The 17,466-nt window shown below is 45.7% G+C and carries 17 protein-coding genes; 4 read left to right on the top strand and 13 right to left on the bottom strand.

Annotated elements, in window-relative coordinates; translation table 11 throughout:
* Window positions 1–119: 119 nt before the first annotated feature.
* The 6 genes from RWY97_RS07540 to lptB all read right to left on the bottom strand — a co-directional run bounded on the left by RWY97_RS07540 (window position 120) and on the right by lptB (window position 8,291).
* A complete protein-coding gene (locus RWY97_RS07540) occupies window positions 120–1,505 on the bottom strand; it encodes an MATE family efflux transporter (RefSeq protein ID WP_315566440.1) in 1,386 nt (461 codons plus the stop codon).
* A complete protein-coding gene (recQ, locus tag RWY97_RS07545) occupies window positions 1,506–3,683 on the bottom strand; it encodes a DNA helicase RecQ (protein WP_315566442.1) in 2,178 nt (725 codons plus the stop codon).
* A 184-nt stretch (window positions 3,684–3,867) separates the two neighbouring features.
* Complete coding sequence (gene clpX, locus RWY97_RS07550; protein ID WP_315566444.1) at window positions 3,868–5,109, bottom strand: ATP-dependent Clp protease ATP-binding subunit ClpX; 1,242 nt, start codon at window positions 5,107–5,109, stop codon at window positions 3,868–3,870.
* 3 nt (window positions 5,110–5,112) lie between these two features.
* Complete coding sequence (clpP, locus tag RWY97_RS07555) at window positions 5,113–5,778, bottom strand: ATP-dependent Clp endopeptidase proteolytic subunit ClpP (RefSeq protein WP_021583171.1); 666 nt, start codon at window positions 5,776–5,778, stop codon at window positions 5,113–5,115.
* A gap of 285 nt (window positions 5,779–6,063) precedes the next feature.
* Window positions 6,064–7,419, bottom strand: coding sequence for a trigger factor (gene tig / locus RWY97_RS07560; protein WP_315566446.1), 1,356 nt, complete (start codon window positions 7,417–7,419; stop codon window positions 6,064–6,066).
* A 98-nt stretch (window positions 7,420–7,517) separates the two neighbouring features.
* A complete protein-coding gene (gene lptB / locus RWY97_RS07565; protein WP_199897146.1) occupies window positions 7,518–8,291 on the bottom strand; it encodes an LPS export ABC transporter ATP-binding protein in 774 nt (257 codons plus the stop codon).
* Between the two features lie 204 nt (window positions 8,292–8,495).
* On the opposite strand from lptB, the gene RWY97_RS07570 reads away from it, so the two are divergent.
* From RWY97_RS07570 to RWY97_RS07580, 3 genes are all read left to right on the top strand, one after another.
* The gene (locus RWY97_RS07570; protein ID WP_021583835.1) at window positions 8,496–9,242 is read left to right on the top strand and encodes an MlaE family ABC transporter permease; all 747 of its coding nucleotides are present in this window, start codon (window positions 8,496–8,498) and stop codon (window positions 9,240–9,242) included.
* A 20-nt stretch (window positions 9,243–9,262) separates the two neighbouring features.
* Window positions 9,263–9,490: a DUF559 domain-containing protein gene (locus tag RWY97_RS07575; protein WP_021583799.1), complete on the top strand. Its 228-nt coding sequence runs from the start codon at window positions 9,263–9,265 to the stop codon at window positions 9,488–9,490.
* A 97-nt stretch (window positions 9,491–9,587) separates the two neighbouring features.
* Window positions 9,588–10,364 carry an ABC transporter ATP-binding protein gene (locus tag RWY97_RS07580; protein ID WP_315566447.1) on the top strand — a complete coding sequence of 259 codons (777 nt, stop codon included), beginning with the start codon at window positions 9,588–9,590 and terminating at the stop codon, window positions 10,362–10,364.
* Between the two features lie 192 nt (window positions 10,365–10,556).
* Here the strand turns inward: RWY97_RS07580 and RWY97_RS07585 are convergent, their stop codons facing one another.
* From RWY97_RS07585 to RWY97_RS07615, 7 genes are all read right to left on the bottom strand, one after another.
* The gene (locus tag RWY97_RS07585; protein ID WP_024992164.1) at window positions 10,557–10,943 is read right to left on the bottom strand and encodes a hypothetical protein; all 387 of its coding nucleotides are present in this window, start codon (window positions 10,941–10,943) and stop codon (window positions 10,557–10,559) included.
* A gap of 6 nt (window positions 10,944–10,949) precedes the next feature.
* Complete coding sequence (gene der, locus RWY97_RS07590) at window positions 10,950–12,263, bottom strand: ribosome biogenesis GTPase Der (RefSeq protein WP_021583817.1); 1,314 nt, start codon at window positions 12,261–12,263, stop codon at window positions 10,950–10,952.
* Window position 12,264: 1 nt separating this feature from the next.
* Complete coding sequence (era, locus tag RWY97_RS07595) at window positions 12,265–13,146, bottom strand: GTPase Era (protein ID WP_273175270.1); 882 nt, start codon at window positions 13,144–13,146, stop codon at window positions 12,265–12,267.
* A gap of 191 nt (window positions 13,147–13,337) precedes the next feature.
* Entirely contained in the window at window positions 13,338–14,357 is a 1,020-nt protein-coding gene (locus tag RWY97_RS07600; protein WP_021583800.1) for a beta-ketoacyl-ACP synthase III, read from the bottom strand.
* On the bottom strand, window positions 14,357–14,542 hold the full coding sequence (rpmF, locus tag RWY97_RS07605) for a 50S ribosomal protein L32 (RefSeq protein WP_021583838.1): 186 nt from the start codon (window positions 14,540–14,542) through the stop codon (window positions 14,357–14,359). Before rpmF ends, RWY97_RS07600 begins: the two co-directional genes overlap by 1 nt.
* A gap of 6 nt (window positions 14,543–14,548) precedes the next feature.
* Window positions 14,549–15,082: a YceD family protein gene (locus tag RWY97_RS07610; protein ID WP_315566448.1), complete on the bottom strand. Its 534-nt coding sequence runs from the start codon at window positions 15,080–15,082 to the stop codon at window positions 14,549–14,551.
* Window positions 15,083–15,139: 57 nt separating this feature from the next.
* On the bottom strand, window positions 15,140–16,303 hold the full coding sequence (locus RWY97_RS07615) for a sensor histidine kinase (protein WP_315566449.1): 1,164 nt from the start codon (window positions 16,301–16,303) through the stop codon (window positions 15,140–15,142).
* A 167-nt stretch (window positions 16,304–16,470) separates the two neighbouring features.
* Between RWY97_RS07615 and RWY97_RS07620 the strand changes: the two genes are divergently transcribed.
* Window positions 16,471–17,208: an SIMPL domain-containing protein gene (locus tag RWY97_RS07620; protein ID WP_024992159.1), complete on the top strand. Its 738-nt coding sequence runs from the start codon at window positions 16,471–16,473 to the stop codon at window positions 17,206–17,208.
* Window positions 17,209–17,466 lie beyond the last annotated feature (258 nt).

Below are 17,466 nucleotides of genomic sequence, written 5' to 3' on the forward strand. Positions count from 1 at the left end.
TCATTTATACAACAATTATTTTTTATTTCAAATATCCAATTCGCTCATTTTACTGTTCCATCTTTTCTTGATATTCGTTTATCTATTCACGAATCAGTATTCCATCTGCAATTACGGCATTACGAAATAAAACACCCCATCCATTTTCCACGGAACAATCGGATGAGGAAAAGAACGCCACGCAACGTGAGTTCTACCGCCATTGCAAACCATACGCCACGCAATCCATAGGTAGGAGCCAAGGCGGCAGCCAACGTCAGACGGACAAACCACATACTTCCAAGGTTGATTAGAGCCGGACGCAACGTATCGCCAGCACCCACGCACACGCAATACGTAACGATAGCGGCACCGAACATCGGCTCAGCAAAGGCTTCAATACGCAAAGCGTCGGTACCCAAAAGGCGAATCTCTTCCACAGGCGTGAGTATTCCGATCATCTCAGGAGCAAAAACATACATCACAATGCCCATTAACATCATCACGAGCATTGCTAAAAAGACGGTCATCCGGGCAAAACTACGACACAAATCGCCTCTGCCTGCCCCATTACTTTGCCCCACTAAGGTGGTGGCTGCATCACCAATGCCATAGCCCGGCATATAACAAAGACTCTCGGCAGTGATTCCGAACGTATTGGCTGCAATGGCGATATTGCCCAACGGAGCAACAATGACAGTACTGACAATCTGTGCACCGCCCATCAGCACCGATTGTACAGCCATCGGAAAACCGATTTTAAAAGCATTACGGATATAATTTCCCACCCAGAAAAACTTCTCGCCCTCTCGCCGCAACGACAGAATCCGATTGCGGAAAACAGCAAAATAGGCTTCGACCGAGGCTGCCAAGACAAAAGCTAATGCCGTTCCGAGCGCTGCACCGGGTACACCGAGGCCGCAAACGAAAATGAAGAGATAATTGAACAGTACATCGAACACGCACATCATCACGCTGACGATACTCGGGATACGCATATTGCCCGAACATTTTAACATCGATGCGGAAATACTTGACAGCTGAAAAAACGGCACGGCAAGTGCAACAATCAGGAAATAAAGGGATGCTTCGGGTGCAATATCGGGGCCACCACCTAACCAATAAGGAAGCGGTCGAGCTACGGAAACAGCCGACAGCGTAATCACCAGACTAAGAACAAAAGACGCAATGAGGCCGTGACGAAACACTTGTCGGGCTTTTACGAAATCGTTTGCACCGATAAAATTGGCCACTTGCACCGAAAAGCCCATCGAAGTAGCCGTAGCGATGCTCCCGAACAACCACGTAGACGATTCCACCAAGCCAATAGCAGCCGAAGAACGGGCCCCCAATCGCCCCACCATTGCAGCATCAATGTAAAACATCAATACGTTGGTGATCTGCGCAAGTATAGAAGGAATACTCAGTCCGACAATCAAACTGAGCTTCTCACTGCGTGTCATCGGTCGCCCTTCGCGTATCGATTCCAGCAAAACATCACTGTTCTTGAATTGCAGAAAAGCCATTTAGTTGGCCATTTCAGATAGAAATTTGATGCGGACCAGCCGTATCTCGTCTTCTGTATAGTCGCCTCCTAATTCCTCCATTGCCGTATCTATGTTGTCGGTCACACTGTCGTGGAAATAGTCGTAAATATCCTCCACACGTTCATCATCCATTACTTCGTCGAGGAAATAGTCGATATTTAATTTCGTCCCACTGTAAACGATGGCTTCGATTTCCGTAAGTAAATCACTGAAATCAATGTTTTGAGCATTGGCAATATCGTCCAACGCAATCTGACGGTCGATGCTTTGAATGATCTTTACTTTGAGCATACTCTTCTTAGCAACCGTTCTCACGCGCAGTTCTTCGGGTCTTTCAATGTCGTTTTCCTTGCAATGCTGTTGGATAAGCTTGCAAAACTCAGTGCCGTAACGTTTCGCTTTCCCCGCGCCTACGCCCTGAATATTTTGCAATTCCTGCATATTGACAGGATACATCGTGGCCATTTGCTCGAGCGAAATATCCTGGAAGATTACGTAAGGAGGAATACCGAGCTTGGCAGCCATGCGCTTTCGCAGGTCGCGCAGCATTGCATAAAGTTCTTGATCGAGTGCAGCCGCAGCCGAGTCGTGCCTTTCCTCATCGTAATCGCTCTTGAAATTCTTATCCTCCACAATCATAAAGGACACGGGATACTTGATAAATCGTTTGCCGGTAGCGGTAAGTTTGAGCAAACCATAGTTCTCCACATCCTTCTTCAAATAACCGGCGATAATCGCCTGACGGATAACGGGATTCCAAATCTTGTCGTCTTCGTCCTCGCCACTGCCGAATTCATCCAATTCATTGTGCTTATGCGACACGATGTCATCAGTTCCGCGCCCCTTCACTAAGTCGATTACATAATCTGTCCGAAAGTTTTCCTTAACGGCTTTTACAGCATTCAGTACGATGAGCAGTGCATTTCGGGCTTCTTTTTTTTCCTTAGGATGGAGACAATTATCACAATTATGACAATTGTTTTCATCGTATTCTTCGCCGAAATAATGCAGTAACATTTTACGACGACATACGGACGACTCTGCATAAGCGGCCGTTTCCTGCAACAATTGTCGACCGATATCCTGCTCTGCAACGGACTTTCCGTCCATAATCTTCTCCAATTTTTGGAGATCTTTGTTTGAATAGAACGTGATGCAAAGGCCTTCTCCGCCGTCACGTCCGGCCCGTCCGGTCTCTTGATAATAACCTTCGAGACTCTTGGGAATATCATAATGAATCACGAAACGCACATCGGGCTTGTCTATCCCCATACCGAATGCAATAGTAGCAACGATAACATCAAGGCGCTCCATCAAGAAATCGTCCTGCGTCTGCGAGCGAGTGGCACTGTCGAGACCTGCGTGATAAGGAGCGGCTTTAATGTCATTGGCCTGCAAAACAGCTGCAAGCTCCTCCACCTTTTTACGCGCCAAACAGTAAATAATACCGCTTTTGCCTGCGTGCTGACGAATAAACATTATGATCTGGCGGTCTATATCATTAGTTTTCGGGCGTATCTCATAATATAAGTTGGGCCGATTGAACGAACTTTTGAACTCGCGTGCATCCGTAATTCCTAAACTTTTCTTGATATCTGAGCGCACTTTGTCAGTGGCCGTAGCCGTGAGTGCAATGACAGGCGCATTTCCGATCTTGTTGATTGTAGGGCGAATGTTGCGGTATTCAGGGCGAAAATCATGTCCCCATTCTGATATACAATGAGCTTCATCGATAGCATAGAACGAGATTTTAACCGTTCGCAAGAACTCCACATTCTCTTCTTTGTTCAGCGATTCGGGTGCCACATAAAGCAGTTTGGTCTTTCCCGTGCGCACATCGTTCATCACCTGCGTGATGGCTGCCTTGTTGAGAGATGAGTTCAGATAGTGAGCGATACTGCCGTCTTCACTGATTCCGTTGATGACATCCACCTGGTTTTTCATCAAAGCGATAAGAGGCGAGATGACAATGGCCGTCCCCTCCATAATGAGCGAGGGCAACTGATAACACAAACTTTTGCCGCCGCCTGTCGGCATCAACACAAACGTGTCGTTTCCGGCCAGCAGATTGCGGATGATTGCTTCCTGATCGCCTTTGAATTTATCAAAGCCGAAATAATGTTTAAGTTCTTTTGTAAGATTAACGTCCTTTATCATATCGGTAAGCAGCATGTTTATGCTCTGCGTTTAACGGCTTTTCACCTTGCAACTAACAGTTAAACGGAGTGCATTTAACGGTTAAACGGAACGCAATTAACAGTAAAACGGAGTGCGATTAACGGTCTTTCAGAACGAATCCCCGCACAGCCCCCGTATAAGGAGCTGCACCGGGTGTCGCAGTTTATGCAGATTCTAATTTTTGTAAATGTGCTTTGTCGAGTTGAGCCACAGCATAATCGCGGGTCACCTCGAATGTTTTGACGCGCTTGGAAGGAATTTCAAACATCGCATCCATCATTACCGCCTCGACAATTGAGCGTAGTCCGCGTGCACCGAGCTTATATTCCATCGCCTTATCAACGATATAATCAAGTGCATCATTGGAGAAATCGAGCGAGATTCCGTCCATTTCAAAGAGCTTGATGTATTGTTTGACAATCGAGTTTTTCGGTTCTCCGAGAATCCGACGCAATGCTTCGCGATCGAGAGGATTAAGATATGTGAGAACGGGTAGACGCCCGATAATCTCCGGAATCAGGCCAAACGATTTGAGATCTTGCGGCAGAATGTATTGCATCAGGTCGTTTTTATCGATATTACGCACATTCTGCACGGAGTTATAACCCACGACGTGCGTATTGAGTCGCTGTGCAATCTTGCGCTCGATACCATCGAACGCACCGCCGCAAATAAAGAGTATATTCTTCGTATCAACGTGGATATAGTCTTGATCGGGATGTTTCCGCCCGCCTTTCGGCGGTACATTGACCATCGTTCCTTCCAAAAGTTTGAGCAATCCTTGCTGAACACCCTCGCCACTTACATCTCGCGTAATGCTGGGATTATCACTTTTCCGGGCGATTTTGTCGATCTCGTCGATGAAAACGATACCTCGTTCGGCCGCAGGTACGTCATAATTGGCTACCTGCAACAAACGACTCAGGATGCTTTCGACATCTTCTCCCACGTAACCGGCTTCTGTAAAGACCGTCGCATCGACAATGGTGAACGGCACATCAAGCATCTTTGCAATCGTACGGGCAAGCAAAGTCTTACCTGTACCGGTGCTTCCCACCATAATAATATTGCTCTTTTCGATCTCCACTCCTGTGTCGTCCTTGGGCTGTTGCAGCCGTTTGTAGTGATTATAAACGGCTACCGAGAGGAAGCGTTTAGCCTCATCCTGACCGATAATGTATTGATCGAGATACTTCTTAATCTCTTTCGGCTTTGGAACTTTCTTCACTTTGAATCCCGAATCGGCTGCGTGCTCCTCCTCGTCGGCATCGAGCGCGCCGGCCGATTGCGCAATCTGGTAAGCCTGTTGTGCACAATTCTCGCAGATAAAACCGCTCATCCCGGTTATCAACAATCTCACTTCGTCTTCGCCTCTGCCACAGAAGCTACACACTTTCTTAGCCATTCGCTATTTCTTCTTTGTGTAAACAGTGTCGATCATACCATATTCTTTGGCCTCATCGGCAGTCATCCAGTAGTTGCGATCACTGTCTTTCCACACTTTTTCATACGGGGTGTGGGAGTGTTCGGATATGATCGTGTAGAGTTCTTTCTTGAATTTCTGAATCTCTTTGGCCTCGATCTCAATGTCGGAAGCCTGTCCTTGCACGCCACCCAACGGTTGGTGAATCATCACCCGACTGTGGGTGAGGGCCGAGCGCTTGCCTTCTTGGCCTGCAACGAGCAACACGGCAGCCATTGAAGCAGCCATACCTGTACAGATAGTAGCCACATCGCTGGCAATAAATTGCATTGTATCATAGATGCCGAGACCCGCAGTGACACTTCCGCCGGGGCTGTTGATGTAGATGGAAATATCTTTTCCGGCATCAACAGAGTCTAAATAGAGTAGCTGTGCCTGTAAAGTGTTGGCCGTGTAATCATCGATCTCCGTACCAAGGAAGATGATTCGGTCCATCATCAAGCGCGAGAATACGTCCATCTGAGTGACGTTGAGCTGGCGTTCTTCAAGAATATAGGGGTTGAGATATTGTGCCTGAGATTTCACGACATCATCGAACACCATACCATTCATCCCCAGATGACGGGTTGCATACTTTCTAAAATCGTTCATTTAATGATTCCTTTCTATTTGATATACGAAAAAGAGATTAACGACTCTCTTCCACTTGTCATAGGACAAAGTTAATAAAAAAAGCCGATAACTTCTTTTTGAAAGAAGTTTTTTTTGCTAAAAAAGATGAATTGGAGAGTTAACAAAGAGACGAAGAGCATAGTAATTGGTATAAAGGAGTAAGGTAGTAAGTAGAAAATAAATGGGTAAATGAGAACGCTAAGCTCTCTTACCCATTTATTTTCTACTTACTACCTTACTCCTTTATACTTACTACCTTACAATTTACTCACTCATTAACTTATTGAAATCATCGAGTGAGATTTCCTTTTCATTGAGTTTAACCACTTGTTTGAGTGCACCGGTGAGCTTACGATCGATAGAACGGTCTACGAGTCCATCTGTATTCTCACGCTTCTTCAACATTTCGTCGGCGTAATTGCTGATATATTCATCGGGCACATTATTCATTCCGTATTGCGCAAACTGTGCACGAGCGGCCTCTTTAGCCGTTTCACGAATATCGTCGTCATTCACTTTAATGCCCGTTGCACTTACAAGCTGTTCCTTAATAAGATGCCAAGTGAGTTCTTTCAGACTCTGCTCGTAGTTCTTCTCGACAAATTCTTCACCGCGTTCTTTATTATTACGTAGCATAACTCGTTTCAAGAGTGCATCCGGATAGGTTAGTTTGCCCACCTTTTTCTCTGCATATTTGCGGACGTCTTGAATGAATTTGTAGTCGCTGTCAACCTCAAGCTGACCCTTCAAACCACCTGCAATCATCTCGCGGAACTCTTTTTCGCTCTTCACCGCGTCCTTACCGTAAACGCTGTCAAACAGCTCTTGGTTGACTTCCGCTTTCTTGAAGCGACGGATTTCAGTAATTTGATAACTGAAATCAGTCGTTACATTCTCGGCCTCTTCTTTCTTAATATTCAGCAACGAAGCGATTTCTACATTGCTCTTGGGGTATGCTTGTTTCGGATTGAACGTTATAATGTCGCCCAATTTGGCACCATCGAAGCGCTTCTTTTGGTCTTCCACCTTGATGTTATCAGGCATCATTACGGCTCCTTCGACCGTAATGCCACCCTCTTTGGTATTGCCCTGTTCGTCGAGTTCGCGCAGATCTCCTTTCAACATATCCCGATCCTGATAGCTCTTAGCATTCTCATAGCTACCCGCACGCGACGCAAACATATCTACTTGCTGGTCAATGAGCTTGTCATCGACAGTGATTTTGTAATAGTCTATCTTGTCTTTGTTGGTCAATTCGATCTTAAATTCAGGTGCAACAGCCACGTCAAACTTGAACGTATAGGGCGGTTCCTTCTCCAAATCCTGTGCTTCCTGACTATCAGAAGGCAGTGGTTCGCCCAGCATCTGAACCTTATTCTCTTGCAGATACTTATAGATTTGTTCACCCACCAGCTTGTTAATGGCATCCATCTTAGCAGAAGTGCCGAACTGTTTCTTGATCAATCCCATCGGAACCATACCCGGACGGAAGCCCGGGACATTAGCTTTTTTGCGATAATCTTTCAATGTTTTGTCGACAGTTTCTTTATAATCAGCCTCTTCAACGGTCAAAGTCAACAGACCATTCAGCTTGTCGGGGTTTTCAAATGAAATCTTCATCTCTGATGTTTTGTTTTTATTCGATTCTTTGTTTTGTCTTCAAATGAACTGCAAAAGTACTTATATTTTGCGTAAATACCTAATATAATACGTAAAATCTATTGTTCTTCGCGTGCTCGTCGCTCTTCATCCAGCGTTTGGAAATCCTTTTTCCGCAGCACAAAGCTATTGCTTAAATACTTCTCTCGCACGATTTCATTGGCAGCCAATTCCTCGGGCTCACCTTGAAAGAGGATTTTTCCTTCAAACAACAAATATGCTCGGTCGGTAATTGTGAGTGTTTCTTGCACATTATGGTCGGTTATCAGGATACCAATATTACGATATTTCAACTGCCAAACAATATGCTGAATATCTTCGACAGCTATCGGATCGACTCCGGCAAACGGTTCGTCGAGCATAATAAACTTCGGATCGATGGCTAAACAGCGCGCAATCTCGGTGCGTCTACGTTCTCCTCCCGAGAGCTGATCACCTTTGTTCTTGCGCACTTTGGTCAACCTGAACTCCTTAATGAGCGTTTCCAATTTCTCCAATTGATAGCTGCGAGGTTGCCCTGTCATCTCAAGAACCGAGAGGATGTTATCTTCTACCGTCATCTTTCGGAACACACTGGCCTCTTGTGGCAGGTATCCGATGCCGGCACGAGCACGCTTATAGACGGGATATTTCGTTATATCGCGGTCGTTGAGATAAATATGTCCATCGTTGGGAACAATCAATCCCGTAGTCATATAGAACGATGTGGTTTTTCCTGCACCGTTAGGACCGAGCAAACCGACAATCTCACCCTGCTTCACATCAATCGACACGTTGTTCACCACCGTGCGTTTTCCATAACGTTTCACCAATCCTTCCGTTCGCAGAACCATCGTTCGATTCTGCATTTCAGGATTTGCCGACACGGCATCAACCGTGTTGTTCCATTCATCCATATATCAATCCATCTGTCAAATGTGTCGCAAAATTAGTAAAATTCCATCTAAATAATACTTAGAAAATCAAAAACCATCACTTTTATTGCAGTTTTTTAATTGATTTTGGTTACTTTTGCAGCTAACAAACCACGATAATAAATGGTATTATTGAAGTTTCTTGTCACTTTCGGAAGGTATCTAATATTGATGGGGCGATCATTTGCGCGCCCCGAACGGATGCGTATGTTTATGAAGAGATACATCAAAGAGATGTCGCAATTAGGTATAGATTCCATTGGAATCGTACTTTTAATCTCGTTCTTTATCGGTGCCGTAATCTGTATTCAGATGAAACTGAACATCCAAAGTCCGTGGATGCCGCGTTGGGTTTCAGGCTATACCACCCGCGAAATAATGTTGCTCGAATTTTCATCGAGCATAATGTGTTTGATATTGGCCGGCAAAGTGGGCTCCAATATCGCATCAGAATTAGGGACAATGCGAGTAACTCAGCAGATCGATGCACTCGACATAATGGGCGTTAACTCTGCTTCTTACCTCATATTGCCTAAGATTCTGGGACTGGTAACAATAATGCCGTTCCTCGTTATATTCAGTTCGGCGATGGGAATCATCGGTGCTTATGCCACGGCTTACATCGGGCACATCCTCAGTCCGGAAGATTTGACACTGGGAATACAGCACTCTTTCAACTCGTGGTTTATGTGGATGAGCATTGTTAAGAGTCTGTTCTTTGCGTTCATCATTGCCAGCGTGTCGTCGTATTTCGGTTACACGGTCGACGGCGGATCCGTAGAAGTAGGCAAAGCCAGCACCGATGCCGTCGTAAGCAGCTCTGTCTTGATTCTCTTCTCAGATGTGTTCCTGACACAAGTGCTTAGTTAGCGCCCTGATATGTATACGTAATGGATTTCTATTGTCCGCAAGCGAGACGATGTGTAGAGGTAGATGAAGAGGTGTACGACAGTCCTAAGGTACAGAAAAAAGGTACAGAGAGAACGACTTTTCTCAATCAGAACGATATCAAAGTTATCAGATTTAAGAACGAAGAAGTAGAAAACAATATAGATGATGTGGTTAATAAAATCCGTTTGGCACTACTTTCACGAGTCGAATCCGGCTTTATTGATTAGATCACGACCACAATTCAATTATAGACAATCAATTGGGTTGGGATCGGGCAACTTTGTTTGTTCTGTCCCCTAACCCCTTAACTTAGGGGACTAAAGTATGATAGAAGTAAAGAATCTCACAAAATCATTTGAAGACAAGACTGTGTTGACGGAGATCAGCACCACATTCGAGACCGGCAAAACAAATTTGATAATCGGTCAGAGCGGCTCAGGAAAAACCGTACTGATGAAGAATATCGTGGGACTTTTAGAGCCTACAAGCGGTGAAATACTCTACGACGGACGTAATTTCGTGGCAATGAGCAAGAAAGAAAAAGTGCGAATGCGTCGCGAAATGGGTATGATCTTTCAGGGAGCAGCGCTCTTCGACTCACTCTCCGTACTCGAAAACGTGATGTTTCCGCTTGATATGTTCTCCTCAATGACACTTCGCGACCGTACCAGACGGGCACAGGAGTGCCTTGCAAGAGTGAAACTGATCGACGCACAAGACAAATATCCAGGTGAAATCTCAGGCGGAATGCAGAAGCGGGTGGCCATTGCGCGTGCCATAGTCCTCAATCCCAAGTACTTGTTTTGTGACGAACCTAACTCCGGTCTCGACCCAAAGACCTCCTTGGTCATCGACGAACTGCTCTCAGGAATCACCAAAGAGTTCGGTATGACCACCATTATCAACACCCACGATATGAATTCCGTGATGGGCATCGGCGAAAACATTATCTTCATTTACAAAGGAAAGAAAGAATGGCAAGGTAACAAAGACGCTGTGATCAGCTCTACCAACGAGCGTCTCAACGCCTTAGTCTTCGCTTCCGATTTGTTCCGCAAGGTGAAAGAAGTGGAAATGGAGGAAGAGAATGAGAAGAAATGAAAAGACATTTCACCCGTAGCAATGCTGGGATTCTGACTGAATCCGAACACACGAATTCACCGTTTATGAAGTGATTGTACATAGACCGGTCACTGCTTAAACGTCAACATCATTCCGTTTCACACTTTTTACGCAGTAAAATGCCATTTTAACTCAGAATAACCGATTCTAAACTATCGATTACCAATTACCTTATCGCATATACCAAACACCCTCTTGCTCTACCATCGGGACGACAATCTGCTCGGTAGTACTATCTCCATAGGCGAAGACTAAGAACACATCGGCCACGTGGCGAGCCGTATCGGCTTTAGCATTAACGATGCGTACCTCACGAATTCCGCGATGTTCATCTTGCTGCTGACCGACAAACATCTTGGCATTGACAATCAGCTGCTCGCGATAAGAATCCGGAAGCGAATCAGGACAGTAGAAACCATCAACATACTGATCGTACTTACCGGCCAAAAGCTGGTCATAATAAACCTTGGCAGCCTGCGCCGCCACCTCATCCGGCGGAGGTCCTGACGCACACGAAGCTGCAACGAACAGGGCTGCGACATATAACAGCTTTCTCATTTCGGGTTATTTCTGACGTATGAACACGTTGATCGGACAGCCGTGCATCGCCCAATTCTCACGGATTTTATTCTCCAAGAATCGGCGATAAGGCTCTTTGACATACTGCGGAAGATTGGCATAGAACACAAACGACGGTATCTGTGTATTCGGAAGCTGTGTACAATACTTGATTTTAATGTACTTCCCCTTAATCGATGGCGGTGGATAAGCCTCTATTAAAGGCAACATCACCTCATTGAGTTTGGCTGTACCGACGTGCGCTTTACGGTTTAGGTAAACCTGTTTAGCCGTTTCCAAAACCTTAAAAATGCGCTGTTTGGTAAGTGCCGAAGCAAATATAATAGGGAAATCGACGAATGGTGCCATTCTGTTTCGGATAGCATTCTCGAACGTCTCGATTACTTTCTGCGTCTTATCTTCTACCAAATCCCATTTATTTACCACCACAACGAGACTCTTATTGTTCTTTTGAATCAGCTGAAAAATATTCATATCCTGTGCTTCTACGCCTCGCGTGGCATCCAACATCAAGATACAGACATCACTGTTTTCAATCGATCGGATAGAGCGCATCACGCTATAAAACTCCAAATCCTCCGTAACCTTGTTCTTGCGCCGTATTCCAGCGGTATCGACCAAGTAGAAATCAAATCCGAACTTGTCGAATCTCGTGTAGATACTGTCACGTGTTGTGCCTGCGATCTCGGTCACAATATTGCGGTCTTCACCCATAAATGCGTTGATGATGCTACTCTTCCCCGAATTAGGTCGCCCAACAACAGCAAAGCGTGGAATGCCATCCTCGATGAGTTCGGTATCATCTCCCACCAACTTAGACGTCACCAGATCGAGCAAATCGCCCGTACCGCCCCCCGTGGCAGCACTGATACACTGCGGATCTCCAAGTCCGAGAGAATAAAATTCAGCTGCTTCGTAATACTGCCCGCTATTGTCTGCCTTGTTAGCAACCAGTATAACCGGGAGTTTCGAACGGCGAAGTATCTGCGCAACATCTTGATCCCAGTCGGTGACTCCGGTCATAATATCGACCAAAAACAGCACAAGGTCAGCCTCTTCCGTGGCTACCAGCACTTGTTTTCGTATTGCATCTTCAAATATATCATCTGAGTTGACTACCCAACCGCCGGTATCTACCACTGAAAATTCGCGCCCATTCCAGTCGCACTTACCGTATTGCCGATCGCGTGTAGTGCCCGCCGTGTCGCTCACGATCGCACTCCGCGTCTTGGTTAATCTGTTGAATAACGTGGATTTACCCACATTAGGGCGCCCCACAATTGCTACTAAGTTTGCCATTTTATTCTAAATTATACCCGAATTGATTGAGTTCCCGCTGCGACGAACGCCAATCTTTATCCACTTTCACGAATGTTTCAAGGTAGATTCGCTTGTCGAAGAATCGCTCCAAAGCCTTGCGAGCCTCCGAACTCACTTTCTTCAACGCCACACCTTGATGCCCGATGATGATTCCTTTTTGACTATCGCGCTCCACGAAGATGATCACCCGGATATGGATATGCGCGTCGTCTTCTTTGAAACTCTCCACTTTCACCTCCACAGAATAAGGTATTTCCTTGTCGTAATACAGCAAAATTTTCTCGCGGATAATCTCACTTACAAAGAATTTAGCAGGTTTATCGGTCAGCTGATCTTTCTCGAAGTAAGGCGGCGAAGCGGGCAACAGCTCCTTGATGCGCTTTAAAAGGATATCGATTCCGAAGTTGTTCTGTGCCGAAATAGGCAATATCTCGGCCTCGGGAAGCAGCGTATGCCATCGCTCCACCATCGTTCCGAGTTGCTTCTGGTTGCTCTGGTCAATCTTGTTGATAAGCAACAGCACCGGAATGGTCATTTTTCGCACCTTGTTTAAGAATTCTTCGTTCTTCTCCGGATTCTCAACCACATCCGTAACATACAGCAACACATCCGCATCAGCCAATGCCGACTCGGAAAAAGCAAGCATCGACTCCTGTAATTTGTAGTTGGGTTTCAGTACACCGGGCGTATCCGAAAATACGATTTGCATATCCTCGGTATTCACAATACCCATAATACGGTGGCGAGTGGTCTGTGCTTTGAACGTTGCAATGGATATTCGCTCGCCCACCAAACGGTTCATCAGCGTAGATTTACCTACATTCGGATTGCCAACAATATTTACAAAACCTGCTTTATGCATCTATAAATTGTTTAAAAGACGTTAATCGTACGATGTTTAACCGTTAGTTATACGACATTTAATTGTTAATTGCACAGCATTCAACCGTTAGTTGTGCGGCATTTAATGGTTAATCATTTCGCAATGAGAATAAAAAAACGCATTCTTTTCATACGAAGGATGCGTTTCTTGATGTGTTATTGCGTTCTGAATCACTTCTTTCCGGCCGCCTCTGCTCCGTCATACGCCCATCGATAATAGGCTGCTCCGTTGACGAAACCGGCTCCGAACGCCGTAAAGAAGATGTTATCGCCTTTCTTCAACTGCGACTCGAAGTCCCACAAAACAAGTGGCATACAAGCTGCACTGGTGTTACCGTAACGCTGAATATTGACCAACACTTTGTCCATCGATACACCGACACGCTTGGCAACGGCCTCGATGATTCGCAAATTGGCTTGATGACTGATCACGTAATTAACATCATTCTCTGTCAAATGGTTGCGTTCCATCAGTTTGACACAATCATCTCCCATTGCCGTTACGGCATAACGGAACACCGTACGACCCTCTTGATAGGTGTAATGAAGGCGGTGATCCACCGTAAAACGCGATGAGGGGCACACCGATCCGCCCGCTTTCACGTGCAGGAAAGGCAGTCCCTTACCGTCCGTGCGATGATAAGAGTCTATCAATCCGATATTTTCTTCGGTAGTGCCTTCAACCAAAACGGCTCCCGCTCCGTCGCCGAACAGCGGACAGGTAGCGCGATCCTGATAGTCGGTTATAGCCGACATCTTGTCTGCACCAATGACGATGATACGCCGATGACGCCCACTTTGAATCATATTGCACGCCACATCGAAGGCGTACATAAAGCCACAGCACGCCGCAGAGAAATCAAACGCGAACGCATTTTTCAGTCCCAGCTTACCCAAAACGATGGAAGCCGTAGAAGGATGAATATAATCCGGCGTTGTCGTTGCAACGATAAGAGCGTCTATACTATCGGGATCTGCACCCGTTTTCTTCAACAGCAGCTTGGCCGCTTTACGCGCCATATAAGACGTTCCGAGGCCTTCTTCTGTGAGAATACGCCGCTCTTTGATACCCATTCGCGTGGTAATCCACTCGTCGTTGGTATCGACCATACGCGATAATTCCTCGTTATTGAGGACGTAATCGGGTACATAGCCAGCAACGCCAGTAATAATCGCGTTGATCGTAGCCATTATTCAGCAGCTTCCTTAACGATAGCCACCTTACCTCTGTACTGTCCGCAGGTGGGACAAACGGTGTGATAGATGTAGTAAGAGCCGCAGTTAGGGCATAAAGCCAACGTGGGCGCAACGGCTTTGTCGTGCGTTCTTCTTTTCAGTGTACGTGTCTTCGACTGTCTTCTTTTAGGATGTGCCATTTTGTTTTATTCTTTTAATATTGTTTTTAATTGTTCCAAACCGCTCCATCGCGGGTCTGTCGATTCTTCATCAAGCCCATTGCTACTTCGGGTAGCCGTATGCTCAGCGAGCATTTCAATCATAGCAGGATTACATTTGCCAGGTATATGCACGTGCTTGATAGGGATTGACAATGCAATAAACTCGTAAATGATCCACGAAAGGTCGAGTATTCCTTTGTCCTCGGGCACAATCAGAAGATCATTTTCCTCTGAATGCGTCTCACCCAACTTGACAACGAGCCGGTTATCAGTATTGATCGGCTGCTCCATATCATCAAGACAGCGATCGCAGGGGGTGTGTATGCTGCCTACTATGTGCGAATCGAGTTCGAAAAGAGCACCGGTCTTGCGTATAGACAGCACTACACACAATTCGCCTCGCCGCACTTCGGGCGCGTTTATCACCTCAAAGTAGTTGTCGTCAAGCTGAAATTCACAGCTGTTAAGCCCTTCTTTCAGCTCTTTCAAATCTATTTTTAAAGCTTCTAAACTACACATTTGGGTTGCAAAGTTACGAATATTTTCCGATAAAAGGTAATAAATGAATGAAAAAATCTAATTTCTTAATTCCATTCTGAACGTGGTTCCGTGTCCCGGTTCAGATTCTTTCACTCGAATCTTACCGTGGTGATAGTCTTCGACTATCCGTTTAGCCAGCGGCAACCCCAATCCCCAACCGCGTTGTTTGGTCGTAAATCCGGGACGAAAAACGTGCCGGACGTCTTTCTTGCGGATTCCCTTACCCGTATCGGTAACGTCTATCAACACTCTGTTTCCGACCTGTATTACACCTATTATAATAGTACCCGTACCATCCAAAGCATCAACAGCATTCTTGCAAAGGTTCTCAATCACCCATTCAAACAGTTGCACATTGAGGTTCACAGTCACCTCTTCGGACGGCAGACGCAACTCAAAACACACCTTGTCGGACGTGCGACGCGACATATAATCAACCACATGAGCTATCAATTCATTCAGATTTGCAGGCACAGACTCGGGCGTTGATCCGATCTTCGAGAACCGATCGGCAATCAGTTGCAGCCGTTTCACATCACTGTCTATCTCCGGAATGAGTTCATCCTGCGGATAACGCTCACGCAAGATCTCCGTCCACGCCATCAGACTGCTTATCGGTGTGCCTAACTGATGAGCCGTTTCTTTGGACAATCCGGCCCAAACTCTGTTTTGTTCGGCCCGTTTCGACGTAAGCAAAGCAACGACAGCTGCCACAATCAGAATGATAACCGCACCGAGTTGAACGAACGGATAGACAGCTGAAAGCTTCAACATTCGCGAGTCGTCATAACAAACTTCAATATAATCTTTCCCTGCCGTCCCATCAATGTCGATACGTATGCAGCGCCCCTCTGCCCGAAGTCGCATTCCGATGGCCGCAACCTGCCGCAGTCTGTCGGCAGACGAGTCTGCGGGTATATCCAAATTACGAAAAGTTTGCACGTTTCCCGCCCGATCCATCACAATAACCGGAATCGTGGTATTACCGTTAAGCACTTTCAACACCAAGTTTAGATCAGTCCATTCATCCGCATTATTCAGCGTATTCATTGCTTCTGCCCACACCTCCATCTTCTTACGCTCCTCTTGTTCCAAGTCACTGATCAGGAAATGCGCCACCGCTAATGAGGCTACCGCTACGAAAACGGTGCCCAGAACAAGCAGAATCTTGATTTGATGAATACGGTCTGTCCATTGCATAACATCAAACAAACGTACAGCCCCTGCATATATTGTGTTGCAAATCGACTTCTTATAAAAGTGAGAAATCAACAAAAACATTTGCAAGTTTCATTTCTTTTAACGATATTTGTAGCCGAGAACAACAAAGAATAACGACAAACAATCAACTTAAAAATCATATTATTATGAACAAAACCAAAATGATTGCCATTGGATTTGCCGGCGTTGTAACTGTCATCAGCGCTTGGCTGTTGGCCAACGGATTTACGAACTTTAAAAAAGATGCCCCGACTATCAACGTAACCGGTATGGCAGAGAAGCAAATTACGAGTGATTTGATCGTGTGGAATATCACCGTCAATGCCGAAGATGTTTCTCGGAGCGATGCATTCTCTGCGTATAAGAAAACAGCAAAACTGCTGAGACGCTATCTCAACGACCACGGGATTCCCGACAAAGAAATCTCGACTAATAGCGTGGACATCTCTAAACTGACAAAACAATATTATGATTCGGATGCAAAACAATATTACTCTGTGGACAAGGGATACTCTGCCTCACAGACTTTCACTGTCAGTTCACACGACGTGAGCAATGTAGAACGTGTTTACCAGAACATTTCCGAGCTGTACAATCAGGGTATTTCCTTTTCAAGCAGCACACCGTCGTATTATTATACCAAGCTCAACGAGCTCAAAATGGAGATGCTTGGCAAAGCAAGTGCCAACGCTTACGAGCGCGCACAGGTAATAGCCAAAGGTAGCGAAGCCACTGTCGGCCCTCTCATTTCGTCCTCGATGGGCGTCTTCCAGATTGTAGGGCTCAACAGCGATGAGGAATACAGCTGGGGCGGAACGTTCAACACGACAAGCAAAGAGAAAGTTGCCAGCATCACGGTGCGTACCACTTACAAGGTAAAATAATCCACTCAGCTCCCCCATTCGGCGCCTCACACATTGCCTTTTGCAACGTGTGAGGCGTCTCTTTATCCCATATCTCTCACAACTAACGGTTAATCACCGTGTAAGTAACAGTTAATTGCACGATAAGTAACCGTTAATCATCGTACGAATAACCGTTAATCGCGATACACTTAACAGGGTTCCGTAAGATATTGATAATAAGAAAGATAAGCAAATAAAAAGGGCGAGTCACCCCGCCCGAATGTTTTCACAACGGAA

The sequence above is a fragment of the Hoylesella pleuritidis genome, from assembly GCF_963541955.1.
GTDB classification, from domain to species: Bacteria; Bacteroidota; Bacteroidia; order Bacteroidales; family Bacteroidaceae; genus Prevotella; species Prevotella pleuritidis.

Coding starts and splice junctions, on each gene's coding strand:
- clpP (WP_021583171.1), bottom strand. CDS start 5,778: ATGAACGATTTTAGAAAGTATGCAACCCGTCATCTGGGGATGAATGGT.
- RWY97_RS07575 (WP_021583799.1), top strand. CDS start 9,263: ATGGATTTCTATTGTCCGCAAGCGAGACGATGTGTAGAGGTAGATGAA.
- RWY97_RS07615 (WP_315566449.1), bottom strand. CDS start 16,303: ATGCAATGGACAGACCGTATTCATCAAATCAAGATTCTGCTTGTTCTG.
- RWY97_RS07610 (WP_315566448.1), bottom strand. CDS start 15,082: ATGTGTAGTTTAGAAGCTTTAAAAATAGATTTGAAAGAGCTGAAAGAA.
- RWY97_RS07620 (WP_024992159.1), top strand. CDS start 16,471: ATGAACAAAACCAAAATGATTGCCATTGGATTTGCCGGCGTTGTAACT.
- RWY97_RS07580 (WP_315566447.1), top strand. CDS start 9,588: ATGATAGAAGTAAAGAATCTCACAAAATCATTTGAAGACAAGACTGTG.
- rpmF (WP_021583838.1), bottom strand. CDS start 14,542: ATGGCACATCCTAAAAGAAGACAGTCGAAGACACGTACACTGAAAAGA.
- tig (WP_315566446.1), bottom strand. CDS start 7,419: ATGAAGATTTCATTTGAAAACCCCGACAAGCTGAATGGTCTGTTGACT.
- era (WP_273175270.1), bottom strand. CDS start 13,146: ATGCATAAAGCAGGTTTTGTAAATATTGTTGGCAATCCGAATGTAGGT.
- der (WP_021583817.1), bottom strand. CDS start 12,263: ATGGCAAACTTAGTAGCAATTGTGGGGCGCCCTAATGTGGGTAAATCC.
- lptB (WP_199897146.1), bottom strand. CDS start 8,291: ATGGTTCTGCGAACGGAAGGATTGGTGAAACGTTATGGAAAACGCACG.
- recQ (WP_315566442.1), bottom strand. CDS start 3,683: ATGATAAAGGACGTTAATCTTACAAAAGAACTTAAACATTATTTCGGC.
- RWY97_RS07540 (WP_315566440.1), bottom strand. CDS start 1,505: ATGGCTTTTCTGCAATTCAAGAACAGTGATGTTTTGCTGGAATCGATA.
- RWY97_RS07570 (WP_021583835.1), top strand. CDS start 8,496: ATGGTATTATTGAAGTTTCTTGTCACTTTCGGAAGGTATCTAATATTG.
- RWY97_RS07600 (WP_021583800.1), bottom strand. CDS start 14,357: ATGGCTACGATCAACGCGATTATTACTGGCGTTGCTGGCTATGTACCC.
- clpX (WP_315566444.1), bottom strand. CDS start 5,109: ATGGCTAAGAAAGTGTGTAGCTTCTGTGGCAGAGGCGAAGACGAAGTG.
- RWY97_RS07585 (WP_024992164.1), bottom strand. CDS start 10,943: ATGAGAAAGCTGTTATATGTCGCAGCCCTGTTCGTTGCAGCTTCGTGT.